Genomic DNA, 23,017 nt, shown 5'->3' with positions numbered 1-23,017 from the left:
AGATCAAATTTACGAAGTTGCGCTATGAAGTGGTAAGCTCACTATCACTGGCAAACGCTATACTTGGCAGTAGTAATGCCAAGGCAAGAATTAAGGTTGTTTTAGTCATTTTTGTTCATTACTCTTTTAAAAATCTTCGAAAAACCCGCAGTCCTACATTTTCATTCTCACCCGAATAATATGCCAACCCTACACCAGCGAAAACGCTACAAAAAAGAATCAAAGAACCTAACCAACCAACAACAGTCAAGTTAATTAAGTATACAATTGCAATGATTAATACAGCGTGTAAGAACATGTCAGCCGACATAAGTAGATGAGGGTATTTATTCATGGTCGTTTATTCCTTACTCGTTAACTTTTTAATATGGCTTTGATATTTAAAGAACGTAAAAATTAAAATAATACACCCAACACCTAATGGGTCATTCATCCATGCAAATTGACCAGTCCAATTATTAACGATGTAAACAGCAGATCCAAACATACCTGCAAGTGTAACAACTAAAAGAAACAATGCTTTAAAATCATGTTTCACAAGAGTTCTACTTTTCATATTCATTTATTCCTGTTTCGTATTTTTAAACAACACATGTTTAGTGATTAGAAATGATTCGATTGCCTCCAATATAAGTATTTTTATCTGAACCCACGGGAAATTCATACAAACTGCGGACATAAAAAGCAATATGAGTATTCCAATAAATACCGCACTACTAAGTGCAAAACTTGTTGTGAAGCCTAAACACATGTAACAAAGCAGCAAAAAGAACAAGCATGATGTCGCCATTACATGACCCTTGGTACGTTCTTTTTCCCTGTAATTTTTGTCATTTTTCAATTTGTAAAAATCATTATGAAAAAACATTTTTATTCCACTGTTGAAATTTCTTCTTCGAGCTTTTCACTGCAAGCGAGAAACCAATCTGTTCCTTTAATAACTTTATTCTTCTTGCAGGACGGGCAAGTGCCCTCACCCCTCAACATTAATTTCTTTTCTTGTTGAGATCTCAAAATTAATTTTAGCGGAACAAAAATCGAAACAACGCTTATGAAAACAAAAATACCTGTAAACAGTTGATGGCCATAAAATAGGCTTAAAATGAGACAAAAAAGCAAAGCAAAGTCAACATGCTTGTACGTGTGATCTAACACTGCATGCATACCAGTTTTAAACATAATTAATTCCCCCTTTTGAACCTATTCCTTATTCAACATATAACGGACAGTTAAGAACAGTGGTATGAATTCTTTTATTAAAAAAAAGAATAAGTCCTAAAACTATCAATACCCACTTCATTTGACGCAAAATCACCTTTTTCGATTGATTGATACAAGGCAACAACACCTAGAATAAAAACCAGTAAAATGACTCGAAGTACATTCTCTATTCCCTTGTTTTGCAGTCAAAATACGAAGCCAATTTGTCATAACCTTCTTGTTCACAACAATTTGCCAATACCGCAGAAGTCTTACGCTTCAAAATTAGATATGAAGGTATCCAGCCAAATAAAGCCCCAAGAGATAACCCATTGAAAAATAATCTATCTCTCGGAATGTCACCAAACACTCCAAATGAGGCCAGAATAAGAGAGGTTATACCCAACAGGAAAAGTGAAAATCCAATATGTCTATTTCCTAAATAACAAGTTACCAATGGCAATCCGCAAACCAAGCCAGTGAAGAATGAAATATTAGACCAATCATTTCTGAATTCATAAATTCCGTACAATCCTGACGATAGAATAAATACAATAATTAATGTGATAAATTTAAAGTTCATAGACGTTTACTTACTGCTCTACCAAACTTACCAAATGATTTTATTGTTTGATAAACCAATCCAATCACCAAAAATGGCAGCAAAATGAACATTATGAGGCTTGAAAATATAGTGATAAAACCTTGAACTATTTGCTTAAATGGCGATGGTAAGGTCACACTTGAGATAACAGGGGCCAAGTCTTTCATTAAGTGTGAAAGAAAATGTCCAATGATGAAAAAAAATGCCAGAATTATGAGTAAGACGCATGTACCAACTAGTAAAGTCTTAATTTCGTCAACAAATTTATCGTTTACCATTTTTCTATTCCTTGTTTAACTAAATTCGTTTAATTTCAATAAAGATTATACTCGTGTACACGATATGCGCAAGTTTTATTTACCGAAATAACTGTTTTCTTTGGCAAATTTATACATATCAATAACGCCTTGCTTGGCGGTTCCTGATTTACTAATGAGATCGGTCTTCATCTGCCTCATATTTTCAGCAGCTTCGGTAGTGTCGGCAGTGCTAATCTCGACACGAAACAACGGCTCACGCCCTTTTTTGTTGTATGTGATGTCTTTGGAAACTTTATCTTTTTTGTCAGTCACGTTTTGATACCTTTAATCAATATTGGTTAATGTTTAAAAAAGCAGACTGTATCCGCTCAAAGTTGGGGTCAATATACTCCAAAGCCATAATGGGATTTGTAATAAATAGAAAAAGGCACTCACTAAAGAATATATAATTAAGCTGAAAGCTTTATGAGGATGCGGCTAATTCGCTTTGTGTTTTGATGTAATACGATAGCAAAGCTCCACACAATCCTTGTCTTTAAAGGTAATATCTATGTTTAATGCGTTATACAGGTTGTCTTGTATGTCGATTAGCGTCCACCGTTGTTCTGGTGATTCTGGCGCACCATCTCTTATGGTTTGATTTACCGCTGAGTTTTTTGACCATATTTAAAATATGCTAAATGGTAATTATAAGTAATATTTAGTTTAGTTAACGAATAAAAAAAACGGCTACAGCAGCCAAAAATTAAATGAATAAATATTTATCTACAGAAACGAATACATCAATTAGCAAGTAAACAATAAAACCCCCGCATAAGTAGGTAGAAGAACATAGAAAAGACAAGGAAAAAGAGGGGCGAAGTCCCTTTTATTTTCCCGCGCAGCGATTTTTTTTGGTTAGAGGTAAAGAGTATTTATTGGGTGATGCTGTGTCACACTTTTTGTGTATTGAGATGCTCCCGCCTTGGTAGTGACAATGAAGAATGGGGATGCCTGTGACGTGTCATAAGCGCTTTAGGCGACAGCCTGCGTTGATACTGCTCAGGCATTGCCATATTGTCACGAGTCTACCAAGGCGGGAGCCGCGATAAGAACAATGTGACACTGTCACATTGCAAAGCCCTGGGACATCGCCGGGGTAAACCAAACCCACTCGATGGGCGCAATGCTTGCCCGAAAACCTAGTGCGTAGTTTGTACCAGGTTAGCGGATAGCAAGGAGTGTGAACAACGGAGTAACCTTAGAAACTGGCCTCTAGCCAGTAAGCACTTGCGTTAGTGGCAGTCACCCGAAGGGCGAAAACAGACCGTTTTTTGGTCTGGTTAAGTGCGCAGCATGACACAACGGCGTGAAGCGCAACGCCCATAGTAGACAACTACAAATGCATCCCACTAATCAACACTGCCCTACCATTGTAACTTCAGCGAAAACAGGCGAAGCCTGGTTGAGTAATGAGCGTGAATACTTCACTTGGCGCTGACGCAGCCATCAAACAGTCTGCGCTTTTTGCAGTCTGTTTGATGATAAGCCAGTCAGAAGAAGCCAAGAGAGGTAGTAACCAGCCTTATTAACTGGCCCCTGGCCAGTAGCTCTTGCGTTAGTGGCAGTCACCCGAAGGGCGAAAACAGACCGTTTTTTGGTCTGGTTAAGTGCGCAGCATGACACAACGGCGTGAAGCGCAACGCCCATAGTAGACAACTACAAATGCATCCCACTAATCAACACTGCCCTACCATTGTAACTTCAGCGAAAACAGGCGAAGCCTGGTTGAGTAATGAGCGTGAATACTTCACTTGGCGCTGACGCAGCCATCAAACAGTCTGCGCTTTTTGCAGTCTGTTTGATGATAAGCCAGTCAGAAGAAGCCAAGAGAGGTAGTAACCAGCCTTATTAACTGGCCCCTGGCCAGTAGCTCTTGCGTTAGTGGCAGTCACCCGAAGGGCGAAAACAGACCGTTTTTTGGTCTGGTTAAGTGCGCAGCATGACACAACGGCGTGAAGCGCAACGCCCATAGTAGACAACTACAAATGCATCCCACTAATCAACACTGCCCTACCATTGTAACTTCAGCGAAAACAGGCGAAGCCTGGTTGAGTAATGAGCGTGAATACTTCACTTGGCGCTGACGCAGCCATCAAACAGTCTGCGCTTTTTGCAGTCTGTTTGATGATAAGCCAGTCAGAAGAAGCCAAGTGAGGTAGTAACCAGCCTTATTAAATGGCCTTTGGCCAGAAGCTTTTGCGATAGTGTCGGAAACCCGAAGGGCGATAACCTGAACACGCGCTTTTTGTGATCAGGGTTGAGTGCGCAGCATGACAGAATCGGTTGCGTAGCAAATCGCCCTGCCCTTGCTATTTGTAGCCATTAATATATTACAAACAACAATCCAGCAGCTAAGTAAATACCAAACCCAGAACCAACAAAAACCCAACCAGTAACGAAATAAGAAGAATAACCAAAACCGAAAAGAGGGGCGCAGCCCCGCTTTTGGTCATCAACGCAGTGTCACCTTATCGCTGGCCAATGGCCAGCCGCTTTTGTGGTAAAAATTGAACAAGCAGCAATTGAGGATATTATTTTATTGCTACATTTAATCATCATCCAGCGATATGTTTACTTTTCACAAAAATAGTCTTTAATTAAAGTGCTTGAGAGTTCCTTACAAGCGTTTCCATGTAGCTGTACTGCCCTTGGATTAGTTCCCCAAGGGCTTTTATTTATTATTAGACTGCGTCATCTGGCGACGGCTAGATGATTGGCTTTACCGCTTGAGAAATCATGTCGTTAAGAGCCAACAATGCCGTTGCTTATCTCTGTAAACTTCATCAATAAATCCACATTATCATCAAAAAAATCTAACTCTAGGTCGCTGGTTGAGATTTCATGCAAACGGAAAGCAATGTGAAACGAGCCATCATCACTTGGCACCAAAGTGCACGTATCCATTATCTCAAACTCATCCCCTACCCTCTACACAAAAATAATCCTTCCGCGCATTAACAGCTTGGGTACGGTCTAGGTAGTGGCTTTCATTCCAACTATTGCATTAGCGTCTTATCATATTAATTCCTAGTTGTAGTGGCTCGAAAACATAAACCCTAGGACTTGATTACATCCAGCAAGTCTGGCTCAAATTAAGTAAAAATAAGGTAGGACGCGGGCTTGCAAACATAATTCTCGGCTCACTTTATTTGATAGTAATAAATAGTCCAATAAATTAGTACTTTAAATATTTGATTACTTAAACCAGTTTTATGAACTTGAAAGACCTTGTTCTATCTAGCTTCAAGTTTTAGTAATAAAGTTCAAATAAACGGGGTATATTAAAACTCTCTCCTTGTACTTTTTGCATCATTATGATTAACTTTGATGCATTAAGATTGCATCGACGGAGTTATTATGGAAACTAAAGTCATTACCGCACACGTACCTGTGTCTCTAGCAGAGAAAGTTGATTTATTGTCAAATCGATTAGAGCGTTCTAAAGCTTGGGTGGTGAAACAAGCTTTAAGTGCCTGGATTGATAATGAAGAAGAACGTCATCGGTTGACGTTAGAAGCACTGGCTGATGTAGATGAGAAAAATGTAATTGATCACCAAGCTGTGCAAGCTTGGGCTGATAGCTTAACTACGGACAAGCCACTATCAACACCTCGATAATGGAAATTAAGTGGACAGAAAAGTCATTGTCTGATTTAAGCCGTTTATACGCTTTTTTAGCATCTGTAAATAAACAGGCGGCAGCCACCACAATTCAATCTCTAACAGCTGCGCCTAAAAAAGTAATTCATCAACCCCGATTAGGTGAAAAGCTTGAGGAATATGAGCCAAGGGAAGTGAGGCGCTTGCTCGTTGGCCACTACGAAATGCGATATGAAATTGAAGGTAACTATTTTTACGTACTTCGAATTTGGCACACAAGGGAGCATCGATAATGTTAAATGAACAACAATAAACGGCACAACATGTTGCACTAAAAGCCAGCGTTGAGCAGTTACAGTGCAACGCTAGCAATAAAGTAATAAACCTTCGCTTAATTATTAGCGAGTACCTGTCTGGCTCCAGTGAGCCGACAGTCGAGACACTGTATCTAATTAAGGGCTATCCACTTAGCTCGACCCACCACTACATGTTGTGTTTCCTTTCTTTTGTCATTTAGGTCTTATTGGTACGCTTAATTGACATAACGGATTGTACGTAATTTCCATCAAGTGCGATGCTCCCCCCCCCCACTCTTCTCAGTAAGTGTCATAATTTATGATTACATTGACAGGATTGATGTAACTAAATATGATTGCATTGATATGTTTTACGTAATCTAATATGATTACATTAGCTTTGTTAATGTAATTTAAACGGGTGACGTTAGTTATTCGTGTAAGTATTGATGGGAGGTCATTATGAAACGATTTAAAACAATAGGGCCAGCTTTTGTGGTTCGCTCAATGGTTCAAGAACAATACAAAGTAATAGCAAATTCAGCACAGAAGGTTGCGGGGCTAATTACTATTCCCTCAGAGGGATGGGTGCGAACTATACGCAAAGCATTGGACATGTCCGGTGCCCAGTTGGGGAAAAGACTCAATCTAAGCCGAAACCGAATTTCTGTTCTTGAGAAAAGAGAAAAAACGGGAGACATTACACTCAATCAATTAAGAGACTTGGCCGAGCAGCTTGATTGTAAGTTAACCTATGCGCTTGTTCCCAAAGAGCGAATAAACATTATATTAGATAAACGTGCTGAGTACTTGGCAACAAAGCAGTTGAATAGTAATTCACAAAATATGTTCCTAGAAGCACAATCTATCGATGAAGAACAAAAAAAATTCTTGATACAAGAGCAAAAAATCGCACTTCTAAGAGCCGGTGGACGCGAACTGTGGAAGCAACAGATAGAAGAAACTAAGAATTGAGCTTATTAACAGAAAATCCCGATGGAGCCACACCACTAACGGCTGATGATATTCAAGGGTTGAAACACCCTCACGTACAAACCAGAGGCCAACTTAATGGGTTGGAAGCGGCTAATATACTACAAGGTCAAATTTGGTTGGGTAATATTAAAACACTAACCGTAGATGACATATTTAGTCGAGACTTTGTAAATGAACTTCATAAGAAATTGTTTGGTGATGTATGGCAATGGGCAGGAGCATTCAGGCTACGTGAAGTTAATATAGGCATTGAACCTTCACACATACCCACAAGGCTTCATGACTTCTTAGAGGATGCTAAATGTTGGGTAGAGTATAAGCATTATTCAGAGCTTGAGCTTTGTGCCAGGATTCAACATGGACTAGTCTTCATTCATCCGTTTGTAAACGGAAATGGTCGCCATTCCAGAATAATGACCGATGTGGTGAGAGTTTTTTTGTTAGATAAACCGCCACTAAAGTGGGCGAATGCTAATATTGATGATCAAGGGATTGAAAGAAAGGCGTATTTGGAAACGCTTTATGCTGCGGATAGAGGTGATTTTTCTAAAATGGTCACGTATCTCCAAGAATTGGATAACTAATGGAATTTATTATTAGCCACGAGCTAATAATGAAAAATTGAAAGAATACTACTGATGAAAACAAAAATTCTATGCAGCCTACATGTAGTGTATGGCTGAGAAGAAAAAAGGGCTTCTACAAGTTATTGAGTTATACCATTAGGCCCAAAATAGCATAAGTCTGAGCTACTACAGATATTTAATCTGACAATTGGGATGAACGGAGCCTCATTAAACCTGACAGACTCTAATAGGGCGAAAAGCGGTCGTAGTTCAATCGGTATATATTGATCTCTTTTTAAGGTTTGTCGAAATTATCGGTTAGTATCCTAATGGCAGGTGATCCGACATTTATAATGTCTCATATTGACTTAAAAGTATGTGCTTTTGATAAACATATATAAACATGCTTCTCCATTTAACTCAGGTTGATTTTAAAGGAGTATGAATAATTGCCAAGTTTAACAATCGATTAGGTATTTGTTTTTCCACAAAACGGCGATTATACCGATAACAAAACTCATTCAAGTATTCTTGTAAGTAATTACCCGTAACGCCATGAAACGTGCCCAACAAAAACGTTTTCAAATTACCTATCGCGATATGAACCCAAGGCAACCATTCGTCTACCTTTTCACTTGGCGTGACTCTTGGCTCATGTTGCTGTGTTTTATCTATAATATTTAACGCAGGATAAGCATCCGTTCTGACATGCTGATTAGCTAAAAGGTGATGTGATACAAATTCTTTTACTGTTTTAAAATTCACATTTTTAACCGCTTTCATTGCGATAAACCCTGCCTTTTTATGCTTGTTTTCACATGCTATGATAATGGGGGTTTTCCCTTCTGCTCCACGACCACGCTTGCCTTTGTGCTTACCGCCAACAAAGGCATCATCTAACTCTATTGTGCCCGACAATCGGTAGAGGCTATCCCTGTGTCCCATAGCCGCTCTCACTTTCGTTAACATAAGCCGAGCAGTCTTCCAATTCACTTCAATAAGCTTGCTTAGCCTTAACGCTGAAATACTGCCTTTGTCTGAGCCTATAAAATACAGTGCCCAAAACCATTTGAGTAACGGTAGATGACTACCATGAAATAAAGTACCTGACATCACCGATGTTTGCTTATGACAATGGCTGCATTCGGTTAATTCTCGGCAGTGAAGGTCAATCCCATTGTCGTGACCACATTGAGGACACATAAACCCATTAGGCCACTTCATTTCCTTCAGATACTGGAGACAATCTTTATTCGTTCTGAATTGCTGTTGCCACGTTAAAAAACTGGCTTCTGGCGTGTTCATGTTCGAACTCCCTTAAACTGTTTATTTTCATATACAGTTTAGTTCATGCCTGAGCAAAGTGGAGAAGCATGTATATAAATATCAGGGAACTCACATTTCCCAATAGCAGACATTGTCAGATCTAAGACTAGTTCAGCATTTAGGGGCTAAAGTCAGTTCTTCAGGTAATTTTTAAGCTGTGTAGCTGAACCTAAATTTTATCCATAGGGCTTTGTGTATTGCCAAATTTAGTCCCAATCACATGTGTATAAATTTCTGTTGTTTTAACATCGGCATGACCTAGTAAGTCTTGAACCGTTCGAATGTCAGCGCCACTTCGTAAAACCTGGGTAGCAAATGAATGTCTAAATGTATGGGCTGTTATTCTTTTAGCGATATCTGTTTTTATTACAGCTTGTCTTAACTGCTTTCGATAAGCGGTTTCATGAATATGGTGACGACAGACATACTCGTCATAGGGGTATACACACCGAACAGAAGAAGGAAAAACGTGTTGCCACGACACATCTTTGGCAGTATTACCATATTTTCTGATGAGTGAGGCAGGCAATGATGTCAATCCATGACCTTGTGCAACATCGCTCTTGTGGATCTGTTTCGCGTACTCTATTTGCTTTATCAAGGCGTCATCAAGAGTTTTTGGCAGCAACGAATATCTATCTTTGCCACCCTTACCTCGGAATATAAATACAGTATGGTTGTCAAAATTAATATCTTTTACACGTAACTTTAGTGCTTCATTTATTCGCAAGCCGCAGCCATACAGCAAAGCAGTAATAAGCCAATACTTACCTTTCAAATGCAATAACACTTGCCGTACTTCCTGCTCACTTAATACACAAGGCATGCGTCTTGGTTGCTTGGTAAATGAATAAGCTAAGCCTACTATTTCTCGCTTTAGGATGTGTTTGTAAACAAAAATTAATGCACACAAAGCCTGATTTTGAGTCGAACTACTAACCTTCCTCTGATTTGCGAGATAGGAAAGGAACGGCTCTATCTCTGCATTACCCATGTCATTAGGATGTCGTTTGTCATTAAAGTAGATAAAGTTGCGTATCCAAAACAAATACGATTTCTCAGTTTGCAAACTATAGCGTCGAACGCGGAGTTCAGCCCTTATGCTTTCAATAAAAGGAGATTTTGGCACGATTATCACACTTCAATTAACTGTATATAAAAAAGGGCTATCCACTTAGCTCGACCAACCACTACATGTTGTGGTTCCTTTCTTTTGTCATTTAGGTCTTATTGGTGCGCTTAATTGACATAACGAATTGAAAAAATTAATGTCTTCTTAGAGCGAAAAGCAGACAAACAAGTTAATCATCTTAAGGACGGGAATTCCGACAAAGCCGTCATTAGCACTTAGAGTTATATTGGTGCAATTTGCTACTAAAACCCATATTTAGGAACGTTCCCGCCAATGCCGATATCTGGCACCTGCGTTTTCACTGGCACACTATCCGTGGTGAGCTGCTGCAAACACTCAACAAACAAGATTACACCTTCATGCCGCTCAGTGTGGTCACCAAAGCCGATGGTGAAAGTATTCATTTGTGGTCATCACAAGATGCGCTGGTATTAAAGATGTTAGCCATGGCCTTACCGGAGGCATTAGCATTATCCTCACTGTGTACTCATATCAAAGGCCATGGGGGACTAAAAGCCACCGTGAATGACCTACACGCAGCGTTGCCGGATTATCGCTACGTGATGAAAACCGATGTGAAGGGCTACTATGAGTCGATTGACCATACGATATTGCTCCGGCAATTGGATAAAGACATCACCGACCCTTTTATCTGGCGCTTGTTAGTGCAGTTTGTGAAACGTTCCGTTGAAAGAGGCGGTACGTTTAAGTCTATACACTGCGGTATATCAAGAGGCTGCCCCTTATCACCGATTATTGCGGCGTATTACTTAAAAGCCTTAGATGAGCAGATGGAAGGTGACACCCGCTATTTTTATCGCAGGTTTATGGATGACAGTGTGCCACGAAGGCGCAAAGAAGGACATTGTCCTTCATGCAGCTATGCTGCATAAAAGATGAGGGTTTGGCCCCTCGAAGCCGCCATGCAGGTGGAGGCTTCAAACCACCGTAAGCTGCGTCGGTAAAGAGCCGGGGTGGTGAGCGTTACGGAAAAGGCAAGGCTCGATCTTGTCAGGTGAGTTTCAAGGAGACGAATGCAAATGAACCATTATTGAAGTGTCGAAAATGTAGGGACGAGTGTCAAAACCGAGGGGTCGTCGTTACCTCGGGATAAGTCTAGCGGAAACCTGATTATTGGCTAGGCGGCCTCCGGCATGAAGATGGCGTGAACTTGAAACAGGCTTTTATGTGGAACGTGGGAACCTGTCGCCCTGATGATAAGGGAGAAACACAAGTGGTAGCCCCATAAGTGTGAGAGTACCGATGCAGGGCACAGGGGCGGAGCGACCCGTAGTAGTGATGAAGCTTTTGTAATGAAAGTGGAGCGAAGGGGAAGCATCGATCAGCTTGAACTAAAGAAAACAACCGGAAACGGGAGGATTGGATTGAAACAAGCAAAGCCGTTTACTATTTCCAAACGACAAGTTTGGGAGGCATACAAACGGGTCAAGGCCAACAAAGGCGCTGCCGGAGTTGATCGCCAGACGATCGAAAAGTTTAATGGGGATTTGAAGAATAATCTTTATAAGCTCTGGAATCGTCTGTCGTCAGGCAGCTACTTTCCATCCGCCGTCATGCGGGTTGAAATACCCAAGGATGATGGACAGATGAGGCCTTTAGGGATCCCTACAGTGACTGACCGCATTGCGCAGATGGTAGCCAAACAATTAATAGAGCCTGAGTTGGAACAGCATTTTCATTCAGACTCTTATGGTTACCGTCCAAAGAAATCGGCACATGATGCAGTGGGGCAAGCACGTAAGCGCTGCTGGAAAAGTGACTGGGTACTGGATCTTGATATCAAAGGCTTTTTCGATAATATCGATCATGAGCTGATGATGAGAGCAGTGCAAAAGCATGTGAAAGAAAAGTGGGTACTATTGTATATAGAGCGGTGGTTAAAAGCCCCGATTGAAATGCAAGACGGCACACTGGAATTTCCGGAGAAAGGAACACCGCAAGGAGGCGTCGTTAGCCCCTTGTTGGCTAACCTTTTTCTCCATTATGCATTCGACCAATGGATGGTTCGGGAATTCCCGAATGTTCCCTTTGAGCGCTATGCTGATGATGCAGTTTGCCATTGCAAGAGCCAGTCTCAAGCGCAGCAATTGAAGCAAAAGCTGGAAGCCAGAATGAAACAAGTGGGTTTAGAGCTTCATCCTAAAAAGACGAAAGTTGTCTATTGTAAAGATGATGACAGGCGAGGGGATTATGCAGAAGTCAGTTTTGATTTTCTGGGTTATACCTTTCGCTCTCGCCGTTCAAAGAATCGGTGGGGGAAACACTTTATTAATTTCACTCCGGCAATCAGCAACAAGGCTGCAAAAGCAATCCGGCACAAATCACGTGATTGGAACTGGCCATTACGAAGCGACAAAGCACTGGAAGATCTTGCCCGAATGTTCAATCCGATCATTCAAGGTTGGATCAACTATTATGGACGTTACTACAAGTCAGCGTTATACCCGACCCTTAAATGCTTAGATCGTCGTCTCATTATGTGGGCGACGCGAAAGTATAAACGTTTACGCAATCATCGAAGACGAGCAGCGCAATGGTTAAATCGTATTGCGCATAAGCAACCTTGGTTGTTTGCTCACTGGCGATTGTTGTACGCGAAGGCTTGATTGATAAGAGCCGGATGAGCGGAGACGTTCACGTCCGGTTCTGTGAGAGCCTGAGGGGGCAGTTCCCTCGGGCTACTCGACTCATCATATTAGCAAAAACTCGCTGGCACTTGCGCAAAGCGGTGAGAACCGTCAATCAACACTTTAATCAATTAAAAGTCGAGCAAGCGCCGGATAAAACCTTTATTGGGCGTATTGAAAAAGAATTTGATTTTTTGGGTTATCGATTTGGCCTGCCAGAATTAGGTTTAGCAGAAAAAACGATATCTAACGCGGTTAATAAAATACGTCAGCTTTATGAGCAAAAGCAAACGGCCCCCAAAAGAGCCGCTATGCTTGATGACTATATTACCCGATGGTTACGATGGGTAGTTGCAGGGCTGGATGACAAGCCGATTAAGATTGTTTTCTGTATCGAGCAAATGACAAGCCCGCTAAGCCCAGCGACACCAATAACACCGAATTAGGCTCGGGGACTGTCACGCGATTTACAAAACTTATACTTAATTCATTCGTCACGTCATCTTTTAACGCGCTAATTAGTATATTCTCAGCGCCATCTACAAATTTGAGATATGCATCTCCGAAATAATTCCCCTCAAACGATCTCACGTCATTAAAAGAATATGTCACTTGTTTAAATAACGTGGACTCAAACATTGCAAAAACAATTTTGTTATTTAAAACCTGAAAATTATTTGAATCAACGATCCACCCCGCATCCTTAACAACGTCCACACTTACACTATTCCCATCGAGACTTGTTAACACGACCCCGGTGGCTCCCTGTGGCCCGACCTCGTTCGTTAACCCCAGTATCTCGCCGCTAATTTTACCATTACTAGAATCCCACGAAAAATCAAATATTAACGTCGCATTGGCGACGCCCATCCATCCCGTTAACGCTATTATTGCTAAAATTTTTGTAACTTTATTAATCATATTTATCCCATTTATATATAAATTTATTATGAATGTACCGCGCTTAAAAAACCTTGCAAGGATAAAGCCACATAATCAAAACCAATCTAATTCAATAGCTTATGATTACCTTACAATAATTGTTGGATTGATTGTGTAAATTAATCTGACAAAAAGTCGCTAAAGTGTGCGTATTCAATATAAATTGGAACACTTAAAAAAGGCGTCGATTGATAGTCCGGTAACGCGGTGTGACCTTGCTATATTACACCGCCTAGACGTATGTCCGGTGAATGCTCGAAAGAGCCGGATAGTCCATAAAAACTGACTGACAGGTGATGTCGACTAAATTGGTCAGTGATAAATCACCAATTTTTGACGAAATATCCAGAGTTTAAATTGTGTAAAAAAACTGACAGTGCGCTCTGATTAGAAGGTTCTGACTGTCAGTAGATCGCTCATTGCCTTCAGTCACATTTGATTAATCGTATGATGATTTTGCGCTCAATATAGTCTGATAGTTCGAATTACCTTATGACCGCTATAGGTCGATTTAAGCCTTTTCTAGACTAGAACCTTATGTCGGCTTTTGGCACTAAGCAGTCCTTAAAGGCTGCGTTTTTGTTTCTACATTAGGTCAGCAAAGTGGCATCGAGATTAAATCTAGTAAACACAACATGTAGTGGTTGGTCGGGCTAAGTGGATAGCCCTTATAAAAAAACAGTGTTTAACTAGTATTGCTCTATGACTAGTCCAACAGTGCAAAGCTTTTTACAACAAAGCTTCCTCAATTATCAAACAACGCATGCTATGCCTCTTTACCAGCTTAAAGCGGCGCAGCAGCTTATGGTGTGCCGTACCCAGACGTTAGGAGGCCATGCGGTTTATTGTGAAGATGGCCATCTAAATGGTGTGTGGTACAACAGTTGTAAACATCGAAGTTGCCCACAATGTTGCGCACTTAAATCAGCCCAGTGGCAACAAAGAGCCGAAGCCCTATTACTTGAATGCCAGCACCATCACTGGGTGTTCACGTTACCTCATGATTTACATACTATTTGGCGGTTTAATCGCGCCTTTTGCCAACTATTATTCTTTCGCTGTGTACGAGAAACGCTGCAAAAACTCAGCCAAGACCCTCGTTATTTGACCGCCACACCTGGTTACATACTGGCATTCCATTCGTGGGCAAGAAACCAAGTGTTTCATCCGCACATTCACTGTGTGATAAGTCATGGGGGGCTCGATAAGACGGGCCATTGGCAAACACCTAAACGCCAGTCATTTCTGCCAGCCAAAGTGATGATGCAGATATTCAGAGGAAAGTATTTGGCAGGCATTAAAAAAGCCTTGGCGTCAGGAGACTTAGTTGTCCCCACCAATGAGACAAAGCAGCGAGTCATCAACTTGTGCAATAAACTGGGACGCACAGATTGGATACTTCATTGCGTACCCGCTTATGAGCATGGCGTGGGCGTAGCGAAATATCTGGCGAGATATATAAAAGGTGGAGCGATTAAAAATAGTCAAATTTTAAGGATAACGGAGCACAGTATCAAGTTTCGGTATAAAAGCCATCAAACCAAACAGACCGAATATCTGACATTAACGCATGCGCAATTTATGCAACGATTACTGTCACACATCGCTATCCCGAGAAAACAACAATATCAAATGTTGGGTTTATACCATGGACGCAGTCGAGCAAAGCTGAATGTTGCCAGAGAGCAATTAGGGCAAGTAGCCGTAGAAAAAATACAAGAAATCGATTGGCAAATGTTTATGGACAGTAAAGGCATACGGGCGCTTTGTGAAACCTGTGGCAAACCGCTGATGCAACTAAGGGATTTGGATCAAGAAGGTGAAGTCGAACAATTGAAAATACCGAGCATTCACTAGCAGTAAAAACTTGTTTAAAGACAGGAGAATGTTGCGTGCCTGTTGTTCATCATAATGACAAATAATGGCTTGTAGGATCAGATAGTTCGAATGTAGACTTAGGTCAAATTAATGAAAGTTTGTCGCCTATCCACTTTAAAACACCATAGGTTGGGAGAGTGGCAAACTTAACAAAAAGCTTAACCGACTAATTTCACTGTCACAGTTTCTGCAAAGAGACGCAAAAACTCCGCCAGCAAAATTAGTCGGTTAGCTTAAGCGTTATATGTTTTTTAAAATTAAGGTGTTAACTTGAAATTAAATATTAGACATTTTGATCAATCAGATCTCAAGGATTTAGCAGAAATTTATAGTTATGCTTCTGTAACAGAGAATACGTCTCAAGTTCCATTTTTAAGTTCTCGTGATGTAGATAAATTTTTTCAAAGTCCAACGGATTACATATTGATCGCCGAATTAGATGATAAAGTGATTGGACATGTAAGTCTTATTTTGTCAAATAAGCCAAGAGAAAAACATTCAGCATCGTTAGCTATTGCTGTTCATCCAGATAGTCATGGCAAAGGTGTTGGGAAGCAGTTACTTGCAGAGGCTATTAATCAAGCTGACAATTGGTTAAACATATTACGCTTAGAATTAGAAGTTTATCCTGACAATGAAGCTGCATTATCCCTCTATCAAAAGTTTGGTTTTAAAGTTGAGGGTGAAAAAAAATGTTGTAATTTTAAGGCTGGAAAATTTGTCGATTTACTCATTCTAGCTCGTTTAAATATATCTGTGTAATCAACACATAACAAGCAATTCAACAAGGACAAAAAACAGCGGGCTTTTGTCACTTCGTTCCTATTTTAGCCCACTATTTTTTGCCCGTTAATTGGGCGTTAATGTCCGCTTTCAAATTTTCACACTCAACTTTTAGCTGCAAATGCAAGTGTGCTTTGCTCATTTTAGATTTATAAAAAATCACTAAAAACGTCCGGTTTGTTCATTCTTGCCCTTTTGTTTGTGAGCCAGAATACTAATTTAGTAGCAACAATTAGTATGATAGAAGAAAACGCCAATGGCACCTTTTGGCACAAAGTTCTCCTTCAGGTTTAACGCTCGACTGACCGCTTTTAGGCTCTAAGCTGCCAGTCGGTCACTAGCTAATAAGCTAGCAAAAGTATGACACTTTATTGTCGGCCTACAGTAAACCTGGGACAAAACCTTAAACACTATTACCAATAGTGTTCAATCTACTAAATTATGTATTATTTTTTACCTCTAAATTCTGGCACGTAATGAGGTATTGAAATGGTTATAAGTATGGTTTTAAATCGTCCTCGATTTGCTTAACTGGTACAGCACATTCAACAGATGTTCTTTTTACAAACTCAAAATATCTATCGGCCCCATCATCACTAGAGTCCATTAACTGTAAAACTCGACTAGCACATTTTGTTTTGACAGATAATTTACTGACTCTTTTCAGTAAAGCGGCTGAAAAAATCACTTTTTGACTTACACCTGAAAAATAACTGGATACCCAACAATCAGAGCTAAAAACGAATAATACTTTAGGCTCTGAATTTCGAGCATTCGCAGCTAACGCTTCATCTGCTTTTGATCTTACAACCACCACTTTTCCGTTAATTTTATCTGCGTTTTTCTCGTAAAAATCGAGTAATGCTTCTGGCGCTTCTTCTATCATTATTCTCGAGTGAAAATCAGCTAACAACATATTAGGTTGGTTAATAAGGGTTTTAATATCGTTTAAGTTCATGTTCAAAATCTCTTGAATTAGTTAAAAGGGGTATGTGTTTTTAGCGCCTAAGCGCGTGTGCACATGCCGTTGGCGACTAGGCCGACTAGGAGTAGGTGAATAATGCAACAAGAACATTTGTGCTTAAGCGGCCTGCAACGAAGTGAAGCCACGAACAAAAATTGTTGTTGTATTAGAGGGCGCGATAGCCCTAATTTTTTAGTCCTGGCACGTAGTGTGTTTTAATAAAAAAGTAAAAAGAGTAGTGAAAAAATCAATCTTATTATTTGTGCTTATGCGGCCTGCAACGCAGTGAAGCCACGAACAAAAAATAAGATTGATTTTGAGGGCGCGATAGCCCTCCGGCGCTCATTCCTTGAGCGTGCTTTCAATTTCTTTGATAACTGTAGGCGTAATATTTAAAGCGCTGCCTGTGACTTTTCTTACCCATGTGTCTGAGTAACGCGAAAACTTGAAAGAATAACTTTTAATTTTGGCCCTAACTGCCTCGGCTGGCTTACCATTTTTAAAATCAAAATGAATACGACCATCTTCGATAAATACTTTTAGCTCGTCGCTTTCATGATTAATTGGATCTCTATCTCTTAAATTTTCTATACTTTCAATCCGTTTTTTTAACCGTCTTATTTCTGCACCATTATTGGTTAACTGATAACTAGCAAAACCGGTACGCCCTGCAAAGTCTTCTGTGTTTAGCGCCTCAATGGTTTTATCATTAAACCCAAGGCGTGTAAGTGCTTCATTATCGTTTTGCTTGATTGCTTTGTTAGCGGATTTCATGCGGGTTTGTGTTGCTTCAAGCTCAATTAATTTTGCTCTCAACTTTTTAATAGCTTGCGGGTCATCGCTGGCAATCCCTCCAGTGCCAACGCTCGTGGCCTTATCGCTAAGTTGGCCGGCCTTTGTGCTTTCTTCCATCGACTTATCAAATTTAGCGCAAAATTTAGCGCGATAATTACGATCACTTTTTTCGCTATGATGACCGATTAAAATCGGTTGACCAAAGGGTATAACCTCGGCCATTTTATGGCCTTGTTCCCAAAGTGCTGTACTTTTTTGGCTGGCATTCGCCGCCCGTTCATCTAAACGGTCGCGGCGGCTCTCTTGCTTATCGTCAAAGTTTGCACAAACAAACGGGTTTTCGTCTGTGTCGTTACCTTCGTTGGTGTCGGGCTTGTCTATAACAATTATTTTGGTGTTAACACCTGTACCTGATCCCTTGAAAGAATTATCAGGTAAATCGTGTATTTCTGCGTTTAACTCTACTAACCACTCTCTAAACTGTACCGCTTTTTTATCCTTTCTGAAAAATGGACTCGCTGACATAACAGCGACTAAGCGCCCCTTTGATTTTAAAAAATCATATGAATGTTGAACATGATCAATATCAGCTAGATTTTCAAACGGTGGGTTAATTAAAATTCTATCGTAGGCTTTAGTGTTAGTAATCTGTAACGAATCACCTTGAATAACCGAATAGTTTTGGCGGCTAATATCTCGCAAAGTGTATGATTAACCTCATACGCTTCAAGGCTTAACGTGCTGTTATGCGCTTTGACTGCGTCCAATATGTTACCGCTCCCCGCGCTAGTATCAGCAATGATTTGATTGTCTTCAATCTGGGCTAGCTCTAACATGAAATCAGTAACCGGCTTTGGTGTTGGGAAATAACCGGCGATGTGGGTAAATTGTAAACCATCAATTTTAACTTTTAACGCATCGCTGGCTTTTTCTTCAGGGCTTTTACCTGTTAGCAAATCCCAAATTGCTATGGCTTCGGCGCTATCGTGCAAACGTTCGCCGGTATCTCTGTAATAAGTATGATACCCGTTATTAACAAGCTCAGATTTGGCAGGCATCAAATCAAACACCGCTTTTTTTGTTTTAACGGTTTTCAATACATCGGGAACGTTGCCGACTCTATGACATTGCGCTAGTGCAATAAGCGCCTTTTGTGTTCTTAGAAGTTTCTCACCCTGGCACCTAGCTCGATTAGCTTCTGCTAAACGCTTAGGTGTATTGGTTTGACGATCTGCAAAAAAACCGTCTATGTTTTTTTGTTGTTTTTCTGCTAAAACGTCTAATTTTTCAGCTAATAAAACATCAATAACCGGCGCGGGTGCTTCTACTTTTACCGGCGCTTTGGTTTCGATTGTGGCTTGCTGCTTAGGCTGGCTTGGCAAACTCATATAGTGGGTTATTGGCTTAACTGGCTGCGCTGCTTCTCTAACCGCAAAAACTAAACCATCAGTGTCTTTTGTGATGGCTGTTTTGCCTGTGTCAACATTGACGACTTTGAAAAAATAGTCACTTTCGATCTCAACATTGCGGAAAATATCAAAGGTAAAACCATGACTAAAAACCCTGTCTGCACCTTCAAAATAACCTAAATAATCGCCATAATTACCGCTTGCTGTATTCGCTCTACAGTTAAAAACAGTCTCTACTTTTTCACCGATACATAAACCAGAATCATCGGCCTTAATTTTGTCTTTAGGGCTATCAATTAAACTCACTTGATGTTCACAAAATAAAGAAACCATAGCGAACATAGAATATTGTTCCTCTAGGGTTTTATCTTGGCCTGTTGATACTTCAGTCACTTCAATTTCACGCTTGCCCTTGATCGGGGCCGACCATACTTTGTATGAGGTTTCGCCCTTGTTAACGCTATAACCTTTTTCTTTCCACTGGTTAAACGTCATAAACAATTCAGCGTTTGCCGTTTCTTTATGTTCTGCGATTAAAATATCATTTACGCGCAAGCTTGCCGCCGCTAGTAACTCGTCTTGTGTTTTTGCTGTATCCATTGCCAACTTGATTTTTTGTTTAGCTAACACACTCCGACGGATCAATTCAGACTTTGCCGCTTTGGTTTTTGCTGAAGGTGCTTTTTTTCTTTTAACAAATTGCGATACTTGAGCTTCGCCTCGCAGAGATTTGCTTTTAGTTTTTGAATGGATGTTTGTTTCTAGTGAGGTAGTTGCAGGCATGATAGTTTTCCTTTGTTAATAATTTGTTTTGCTCTTCTGTCGCTTCGTGATTTTTTTCACCTGGCCTACGATTAAATCCATTGCGGGAAAGAGGCCGCACGCGCCACGGCTTTATCGTGGGGAACGGGGGATTGACCGGCGCAGCTTTACAATTGATTTAATCGTAGGTTGGGTGACTCTCACTGATAAAAGCGATAGAAAAGGAAATTAATAACAAAGGTAGAATAGCCTCAATACTTCACAGAACATCAATTCATAAATGCTCTTAGCCCTTAGATTTTTTAGCCCTGACCCAACCCAAAGGGGGAAAACGCGCGGCTTTTTTGCGTGGTTTCATTGCTTGCAATTGGTGGCATGGTTCCTGGCTTGAGAAACTAACATTTAAGAAACTAACGCCCTACGGTTGTTGATTACCGGACGTTGTACAAACGAGTTGCAAATCCGTTTTGCTAATTTCGGATAAGCTTTTAGGCACATATTGTGAGGAATTGAATTGATCAATGTGTGGGCCTAGCCCACTACTTGATGCTGCCAAATATTGTATAAATAGTTTTAGGGGCAACGAACCTGATCGCGCCGACTTGATTATATTCGCACCTTCCGACTCACATTAACTGCGAATATGGCTGATACCTGATTCACAATCATTAATAATGGACGCAGTTTAAGTGAGAATGGACTTACAAACATAGCCGACTGACTAACTCACTTTCTTTGAGAACTAAGAACTTACTTACATGGCCCTACAAAGATATTAGTGTTGGCGTTTTGGTACTACCTAGCATTGAGGTTCCATTTAAGCTTAATTAATAATTACCTAAATTATAAATAAAAACCGCAAAATAATGCGGTTTTCTTAACTCTAGGTTCGTGAGCCACGACACTAGTCACACCTTTCAGCGGCCTTTTGTAATCTATATCACAACGGCCAGTCGCTATCATCGACAATATGTTTCGTTGATGATTAAAATCACAGATCGAGCTGACAGACGGCCATGTGCCAAAAGCCGACATAAGGCTCTAGTCTAGAAAAGGCTTAAATCGACCTATAGCTGACGTAAGAGAATTCGAACTATCAGACTATATTGAGCGAAAATTCATCATACGATTAATTAAACGTGACTGACGGCAATGAGCGACCAACATTCGTTCGTCTTGGCTAAGGCGTATTGCAAGTACACTCTATATAGCAGACGGTCAGCCAACTGACATAAAACACTATTAGTAAGGATTGCTGATCTACAGTAAAGTTATAAAAACATTTCCAATAGCTATATGAAAATAGAATTCAGAAAAGCCAAAAACAAAGATATCAATCGATGTATTGAAGTAAGAGGACTTACTAGTGACAATCAATTTACCAAGAACGATTTAGCCGCGATTGGTGTTAGTGCTGTGTCATGGTCTTCATTGATTGATGATTCTGAAATAATTGGTTTTGTCGCCTTAGATAAAGATATTGTCATCGGGTTTTGCTTTGGTGAATCTGCTACAGGAGAAATACTGGTGCTGGCAGTTCTATCTGGTTATGAAGCACTTGGCATCGGTAAAGAACTTTTGTCCCTTACGAGCTATCACCTATTCACTTTAGGTCATAAAGAGTTATTCCTAGCCGCATCAGCAACGCCAGTCGTTAGATCATACGGTTTCTACAGACGTGTAGGTTGGCAACCGACCAATACTTATAATAACGATGGCGATGAAATATTAACACTTAGTAAATACGATGTTGGATGTTAATAATTCGACATCTCTATGCATCGGATGCCGAAATCTTGTTACACATTGAGTTTCGTGCGGTTAGAGAAATAAATGAAACCATTAATAAATAGCGTCGCATTGGTCACTGGTGCAAGTAGGGGCATAGGAAAAGGCATTGCTTTGTCTCTTGGGGAAGCTGGCGCTAAAGTATATATCACTGGCAGAACAGTAAATGAGGGTGAGTCAGCTTCAAAATTACCAGGTACCATATATCAAACAGCCAAGGAAATAACAGAAGTAGGCGGTGAATGTATCCCTATTCAATGTGACCACCGTGACGATGTTCAAGTCGAATCTGTCTTTGACACAATTACCCAAAACGATAATAGATTAAATATTTTAGTTAACAATGTTTGGGGCGGATATGAACATTTCACAGACGGCACAGAGTTTTGGAACGAGGGCGAGTTTTGGACGCAACCAAGCGCTCGCTGGGACGCTATGTTTCAATCAGGGATCAGGGCACACTTTATAGCAAGTCGACTTGCTGCTCCTCTTTTGGTAAAAAACCAAGGTTTAATAATTACCCCTTCTTTTTTTGCAGCACAACGCAATGATAAAGGCGTTGCTTATGGCACTGCTAAAGCCGCTACCGACCATATGATTGCATGTATGGCCGAGGAGTTGAGAAAATACAATGTTGCCGCTATTTCGCTTTACCCCGGTATTGTTCGTACTGAAGCTGTTATGAAAGCCGCTGAGCATATAGATTTATCGAATTCTGAATCGCCCCAGTTTATTGGGCGTGCAGTTGTCGCGCTCGCCTGTGATAAAAGCATCATGAAAAAATCAGGTAAAAAACTGGTTGTCGCTGATTTAGGCGAATATTATGGATTTAGAGACATAGATGGTAAACAGCCGAGGCCAATAAGCGCAGATGATATTTAGAATTAGTGGACGACTAATAGTACCTACATGCAGCTTGCCACATGTTAAATGTACAATCTTAAACGTGTCTTTCTGCTAACCTGAGTCATTCAATACGCTAATGGCGAACTGCCAAAATTGGCAACGTACTGCCCGATTATTGAC

The 23,017-nt window shown here is 40.5% G+C and carries 24 protein-coding genes; 11 read left to right on the top strand and 13 right to left on the bottom strand.

Annotation, left to right across the window (positions count from 1 at the left end; all coding sequences use genetic code 11):
- Positions 1-118 precede the first annotated feature (118 nt).
- From CXF95_RS25235 to CXF95_RS29740, 7 genes are all read right to left on the bottom strand, one after another.
- A complete protein-coding gene (locus tag CXF95_RS25235; RefSeq protein WP_101201260.1) occupies positions 119-334 on the bottom strand; it encodes a hypothetical protein in 216 nt (71 codons plus the stop codon).
- Positions 335-340: 6 nt separating this feature from the next.
- Positions 341-556: a hypothetical protein gene (locus CXF95_RS25230; RefSeq protein WP_157828241.1), complete on the bottom strand. Its 216-nt coding sequence runs from the start codon at positions 554-556 to the stop codon at positions 341-343.
- Positions 557-870: 314 nt separating this feature from the next.
- Positions 871-1,179 (bottom strand): hypothetical protein, encoded by a 309-nt coding sequence (locus CXF95_RS25220; RefSeq protein WP_101201257.1) that lies wholly within the window; start codon positions 1,177-1,179, stop codon positions 871-873.
- Between the two features lie 208 nt (positions 1,180-1,387).
- The gene (locus CXF95_RS25215; RefSeq protein ID WP_101201256.1) at positions 1,388-1,783 is read right to left on the bottom strand and encodes a hypothetical protein; all 396 of its coding nucleotides are present in this window, start codon (positions 1,781-1,783) and stop codon (positions 1,388-1,390) included.
- On the bottom strand, positions 1,780-2,082 hold the full coding sequence (locus CXF95_RS25210; RefSeq protein ID WP_101201255.1) for a hypothetical protein: 303 nt from the start codon (positions 2,080-2,082) through the stop codon (positions 1,780-1,782). The genes CXF95_RS25215 and CXF95_RS25210 overlap by 4 nt, the downstream gene beginning before the upstream one ends.
- 75 nt (positions 2,083-2,157) lie before the next feature.
- Positions 2,158-2,376 (bottom strand): hypothetical protein, encoded by a 219-nt coding sequence (locus CXF95_RS25205; protein ID WP_101201254.1) that lies wholly within the window; start codon positions 2,374-2,376, stop codon positions 2,158-2,160.
- Between the two features lie 2,472 nt (positions 2,377-4,848).
- On the bottom strand, positions 4,849-5,010 hold the full coding sequence (locus CXF95_RS29740) for a hypothetical protein (RefSeq protein ID WP_157828240.1): 162 nt from the start codon (positions 5,008-5,010) through the stop codon (positions 4,849-4,851).
- A 453-nt stretch (positions 5,011-5,463) separates the two neighbouring features.
- Here CXF95_RS29740 and CXF95_RS25200 point away from each other — a divergent pair, with 453 nt between their 5' ends.
- The 4 genes from CXF95_RS25200 (at position 5,464) to CXF95_RS25185 (ending at position 7,582) form a co-directional block, all read left to right on the top strand.
- A complete protein-coding gene (locus CXF95_RS25200; protein ID WP_101201253.1) occupies positions 5,464-5,724 on the top strand; it encodes a CopG family ribbon-helix-helix protein in 261 nt (86 codons plus the stop codon).
- Positions 5,724-5,999, top strand: a complete 276-nt coding sequence (locus CXF95_RS25195; protein ID WP_101201252.1) for a type II toxin-antitoxin system RelE/ParE family toxin — start codon at positions 5,724-5,726, stop codon at positions 5,997-5,999. The genes CXF95_RS25200 and CXF95_RS25195 overlap by 1 nt, the downstream gene beginning before the upstream one ends.
- A 465-nt stretch (positions 6,000-6,464) precedes the next feature.
- Positions 6,465-6,977: a mobile mystery protein A gene (locus CXF95_RS25190; protein ID WP_101201251.1), complete on the top strand. Its 513-nt coding sequence runs from the start codon at positions 6,465-6,467 to the stop codon at positions 6,975-6,977.
- Positions 6,974-7,582 carry a mobile mystery protein B gene (locus tag CXF95_RS25185; RefSeq protein WP_101201250.1) on the top strand — a complete coding sequence of 203 codons (609 nt, stop codon included), beginning with the start codon at positions 6,974-6,976 and terminating at the stop codon, positions 7,580-7,582. Before CXF95_RS25190 ends, CXF95_RS25185 begins: the two co-directional genes overlap by 4 nt.
- Before the next feature lie 402 nt (positions 7,583-7,984).
- Here CXF95_RS25185 and CXF95_RS25180 read toward each other — a convergent pair whose 3' ends face one another.
- A complete protein-coding gene (locus CXF95_RS25180) occupies positions 7,985-8,869 on the bottom strand; it encodes an IS1595 family transposase (RefSeq protein WP_101197018.1) in 885 nt (294 codons plus the stop codon).
- A gap of 190 nt (positions 8,870-9,059) precedes the next feature.
- Entirely contained in the window at positions 9,060-10,019 is a 960-nt protein-coding gene (locus CXF95_RS25175) for an integron integrase (RefSeq protein WP_101201249.1), read from the bottom strand.
- Between the two features lie 239 nt (positions 10,020-10,258).
- Here CXF95_RS25175 and CXF95_RS25170 point away from each other — a divergent pair, with 239 nt between their 5' ends.
- The 3 genes from CXF95_RS25170 (at position 10,259) to CXF95_RS30105 (ending at position 13,116) form a co-directional block, all read left to right on the top strand.
- Positions 10,259-10,915, top strand: a complete 657-nt coding sequence (locus CXF95_RS25170; RefSeq protein WP_101201248.1) for a reverse transcriptase domain-containing protein — start codon at positions 10,259-10,261, stop codon at positions 10,913-10,915.
- A 492-nt stretch (positions 10,916-11,407) separates the two neighbouring features.
- Entirely contained in the window at positions 11,408-12,649 is a 1,242-nt protein-coding gene (ltrA, locus tag CXF95_RS25165) for a group II intron reverse transcriptase/maturase (RefSeq protein WP_232787564.1), read from the top strand.
- A 14-nt stretch (positions 12,650-12,663) separates the two neighbouring features.
- Positions 12,664-13,116: a hypothetical protein gene (locus CXF95_RS30105; RefSeq protein WP_198556703.1), complete on the top strand. Its 453-nt coding sequence runs from the start codon at positions 12,664-12,666 to the stop codon at positions 13,114-13,116.
- Here CXF95_RS30105 and CXF95_RS25155 read toward each other — a convergent pair.
- Positions 13,046-13,591, bottom strand: a complete 546-nt coding sequence (locus CXF95_RS25155; protein ID WP_101201247.1) for a PEP-CTERM sorting domain-containing protein — start codon at positions 13,589-13,591, stop codon at positions 13,046-13,048. The two genes, CXF95_RS30105 and CXF95_RS25155, sit on opposite strands and share 71 nt — an antisense overlap.
- A gap of 723 nt (positions 13,592-14,314) precedes the next feature.
- On the opposite strand from CXF95_RS25155, the gene CXF95_RS25150 reads away from it, so the two are divergent.
- On the top strand, positions 14,315-15,469 hold the full coding sequence (locus tag CXF95_RS25150) for a transposase (protein ID WP_101201246.1): 1,155 nt from the start codon (positions 14,315-14,317) through the stop codon (positions 15,467-15,469).
- Between the two features lie 291 nt (positions 15,470-15,760).
- A complete protein-coding gene (locus tag CXF95_RS25145) occupies positions 15,761-16,252 on the top strand; it encodes a GNAT family N-acetyltransferase (RefSeq protein ID WP_101201245.1) in 492 nt (163 codons plus the stop codon).
- A gap of 514 nt (positions 16,253-16,766) precedes the next feature.
- On the opposite strand, the gene CXF95_RS30100 is transcribed toward CXF95_RS25145, so the two are convergent.
- The 3 genes from CXF95_RS30100 to CXF95_RS25130 form a co-directional block, all read right to left on the bottom strand.
- A complete protein-coding gene (locus CXF95_RS30100) occupies positions 16,767-17,231 on the bottom strand; it encodes a hypothetical protein (protein ID WP_198556702.1) in 465 nt (154 codons plus the stop codon).
- Positions 17,232-17,579: 348 nt separating this feature from the next.
- The gene (locus tag CXF95_RS25135; protein ID WP_369809347.1) at positions 17,580-18,557 is read right to left on the bottom strand and encodes a DUF3560 domain-containing protein; all 978 of its coding nucleotides are present in this window, start codon (positions 18,555-18,557) and stop codon (positions 17,580-17,582) included.
- Between the two features lie 89 nt (positions 18,558-18,646).
- The gene (locus tag CXF95_RS25130) at positions 18,647-20,224 is read right to left on the bottom strand and encodes an ArdC family protein (RefSeq protein ID WP_101201243.1); all 1,578 of its coding nucleotides are present in this window, start codon (positions 20,222-20,224) and stop codon (positions 18,647-18,649) included.
- Positions 20,225-21,499: 1,275 nt separating this feature from the next.
- On the opposite strand from CXF95_RS25130, the gene CXF95_RS25125 reads away from it, so the two are divergent.
- Together CXF95_RS25125 and CXF95_RS25120 are read left to right on the top strand one after the other, a co-directional pair.
- Positions 21,500-21,964 carry a GNAT family N-acetyltransferase gene (locus tag CXF95_RS25125; RefSeq protein ID WP_101201242.1) on the top strand — a complete coding sequence of 155 codons (465 nt, stop codon included), beginning with the start codon at positions 21,500-21,502 and terminating at the stop codon, positions 21,962-21,964.
- A gap of 72 nt (positions 21,965-22,036) precedes the next feature.
- The gene (locus CXF95_RS25120) at positions 22,037-22,873 is read left to right on the top strand and encodes an SDR family NAD(P)-dependent oxidoreductase (RefSeq protein WP_101201241.1); all 837 of its coding nucleotides are present in this window, start codon (positions 22,037-22,039) and stop codon (positions 22,871-22,873) included.
- The last annotated feature ends 144 nt before the right edge of the window (positions 22,874-23,017 follow it).

The sequence above is a fragment of the Paraglaciecola sp. MB-3u-78 genome (assembly GCF_002835935.1).
Lineage (GTDB): Bacteria > Pseudomonadota > Gammaproteobacteria > Enterobacterales > Alteromonadaceae > Paraglaciecola.
This window is presented reverse-complemented; position numbering and strand designations above follow the sequence as displayed.